The organism is Paenisporosarcina sp. P4_D4 (genome assembly GCF_056401835.1).
This window is the reverse complement of sequence record NZ_JBFUIO010000202.1, coordinates 1-2,774: the sequence shown is the minus strand read 5'-3', so window position 1 is coordinate 2,774 and position 2,774 is coordinate 1. Positions and strand designations below refer to the sequence as shown.

Here is a 2,774-nt window from a genome sequence, read left to right as displayed (position 1 = left end):
AAGGCAATCTGTCTTGATAGGGATGCGCGTGAACCAATTTTTTTGTATTCCATCAATCCTTCATGAAGTATCAAATTAAACAGTGCTGATAAATTGCCCATTACGCATCTCCTATCTTTATAACGTTTTTGAGAATCTAGTAAAATCTCTCAATTAGTAACAAAGTATAGAAGAACAAAAACCCTTATACAATAAGGGTTTACGGGCATTTCCAATACGGTAGACGGGTCTACAAATCTACTTGTATATCCATCTACAAATTTACAAATCTACATGTAACCACATATACATGTATATTAATCTACAAATCTACATGTATATTAATCTACAAATCTACATGTAGACCAATCTACATGTATGCACTTTAATGTGATTAATGTCGGAATTTAATACCCAGGAATTGTTGACATATAAGGATTTGAGTCGTTTTATCAAGATAATAGGTAATAACCTTTTTAGAGTGTTAATTTGTGAAATTCTTAATTTGTAGATGAATCTACAAATCTACATGTAGACCAATCTACAAAAATACATGTAGATTAAATTACATATCTACAAATCTACATGTAGACTCATCTACAAATCTACATGTAGATGAGTCTACAGTATTGAAAAAAGATGAGTTAGCCTGGGCTCTCTCATCTTTTTGGGTATTATTTCGATTTGCTCTTATAGAGTTCGAAGATAATCTCGAATTGTTTTCTCTCATCTTTTGTTAATATATTTGCGATATAGTCGTTGATCAGGAGATCGGTGACATCATCAACCGTTGAAGCAATGCCCAATGTCACCAAAGCATTGAGCTTGTTTTTGGTACTCATGTTTACTCGAACCGTTGTCGACTTTTCGGAAACCACATTGGAATTGACTGTTTTTTTCGGTGTAGGTTCCGGAGTTTTTTCCGGTTCCACGGTAGTTTCGACTGCCTTGATATCAAATGTATTCTTCGGAACGACTGTTTGGCTTCTTTGAATCTTACCAGGTTGCTTCTTTCTAAGCAGATCAGACATCTACAACCTCTCCAATCGTGCTTGGTGAATTCGATGGATTAACGGCTGCATCCAATCGTTGAACAAATTCCATCGCAACCTTTGTATAGCTTTCGATGACATTTTTGTCATGCATATCATTTTCAGTGATCCCCGTCATATCAAATCGTTTCAATCTTTCCATCTGTTTTACTACATTTGAAAAGATATTATGATCGCCAAAAATCTCTTTGGCCGTATCCAATGTTTGAATGTCGACAGCTGCACCATTCTTCCATAGGACCGGAAGAATACCCAGGATATCTAAATCAGCATCATAGTCGTCAATCAGCGTTTGAAGATAGGCTGTAAAGCCTTCTGCGCCTTGAAGGCTTCTTTCTTGAGTCTGTAATACCACGACGACGAAATCAGAAGCATACAAAGCAGAATCGGTAATGATAGAAATAGTAGGAGGAACATCTATGAATATAAAATCATAGTCCCCCTTTAAAGGCTTCAGCAATTTAGAGAAAAACTGGACTCGATCAATTTCATCAGGGAATTTTTTTTCTAATAGTTTCGGATATTGAGCAAAGTCACTGAAACTTGGAAGAAGATACAGGTTTTCTTTGACTTTAGTTACAATGCTGCTCAAATCTTCATCTTGAATAGCTGACATTAACGTTTTTTCATATGATACGATGTCGTCTTCGATCAGTGCCTTTGTGCGTAGAAAAAGACTAGTAGCGTTAGCTTGAGGATCCTGGTCACTTAATAACACTCTGTAACCCAAATTTGCTAGACAATAAGCAATCATCGTACTATTGGTGGTTTTACCTGTCCCGCCTTTAAAATTTCCAAATGTGATCACTTGTGCTGATGAGTGCATGAAAATGCCTCCCTTAGATAATGAAATTAGTAAATTATGTTTTATGTAATTGTAGACTTGTAGACAAATGGAGATAACTAATAATTTAAAAATAACACTGTTGTTTCATGATTACAATCTTTAACTGCAAAACCCTCTGAATTTACTTAGTATTTATACGTTTTATACTTTCATATACATGTAACCTAATCTACATGTATATTAATATACAAATATACATGTAGATTTGTATACAATTCGAGAAATGTTCTAAATCACAAAAAACCAGGCCGTGTCGTAAACTACACATCCTGGTTTTATTACTGACTTTAATTCAATATTAATTTACTTTTAGCTTTTTCCAACATAGGTAGACCGATTAATATTATTTGTTAGGTTTTAGTAATTAAGCTTATTGTAGTCAATATTATATCCTGACCCAACCATTTCCTTAACCACTCCTAATTTCCAGCCATCGTTTTGATCCATTGTCACATAGACTATTCCTGAGATATCATTTGGTTTTTCAACATCATCTTTTACAAGAGCGCACACATTTTTTCTTCCGATTTTGGCCATAAGATAACCATGTTCAAATAATACGTTTTGTCTAGCTCTAGAAAGAAGTCTCGGCTCCAATTCCTTCTTACCACCTACATCGCATGGTGTATATAACACTATTGCAAATCCAACGTTTGAATATCTCTCTATTTTCTCAATAATGGTATCGCTATTACTAGCTTGTTCATGCAAAATAATTGCTGTATAACCTAGTTTTTCTACAAAACGTGCAACTTCTGTTTTTGCGGCAGTATCATGACCATGAACAATAAACACTTTTGTACGGTCAGTAGTTTCTGTTTCTATTCCTCTTCTAATGGAGTTGTTTATATCAGTACCAGAACCATCTATTGCTCTTATACTGAGCTTATCTGATT

3 protein-coding genes are annotated in these 2,774 nt (G+C 34.6%); all 3 read right to left on the bottom strand.

Annotation, left to right across the window (positions count from 1 at the left end):
- Positions 1-653: 653 nt before the first annotated feature.
- Positions 654-1,010: a DUF5388 domain-containing protein gene (locus tag AC1DSL_RS16990; RefSeq protein WP_477533116.1), complete on the bottom strand. Its 357-nt coding sequence runs from the start codon at positions 1,008-1,010 to the stop codon at positions 654-656.
- Positions 1,003-1,857, bottom strand: a complete 855-nt coding sequence (locus tag AC1DSL_RS16985) for a ParA family protein (protein ID WP_477533115.1) — start codon at positions 1,855-1,857, stop codon at positions 1,003-1,005. The genes AC1DSL_RS16990 and AC1DSL_RS16985 overlap by 8 nt, the downstream gene beginning before the upstream one ends.
- Before the next feature lie 378 nt (positions 1,858-2,235).
- Positions 2,236-2,774 (bottom strand): TIR domain-containing protein (locus AC1DSL_RS16980; RefSeq protein ID WP_477533114.1); only part of this gene is annotated, 539 nt, incomplete at its 5' end.

Excerpts from the sequence above, each read along its gene's own strand:
- AC1DSL_RS16990 (WP_477533116.1), bottom strand. The coding sequence starts at position 1,010 with ATGTCTGATCTGCTTAGAAAGAAGCAACCTGGTAAGATTCAAAGAAGC.
- AC1DSL_RS16985 (WP_477533115.1), bottom strand. The coding sequence starts at position 1,857 with ATGCACTCATCAGCACAAGTGATCACATTTGGAAATTTTAAAGGCGGG.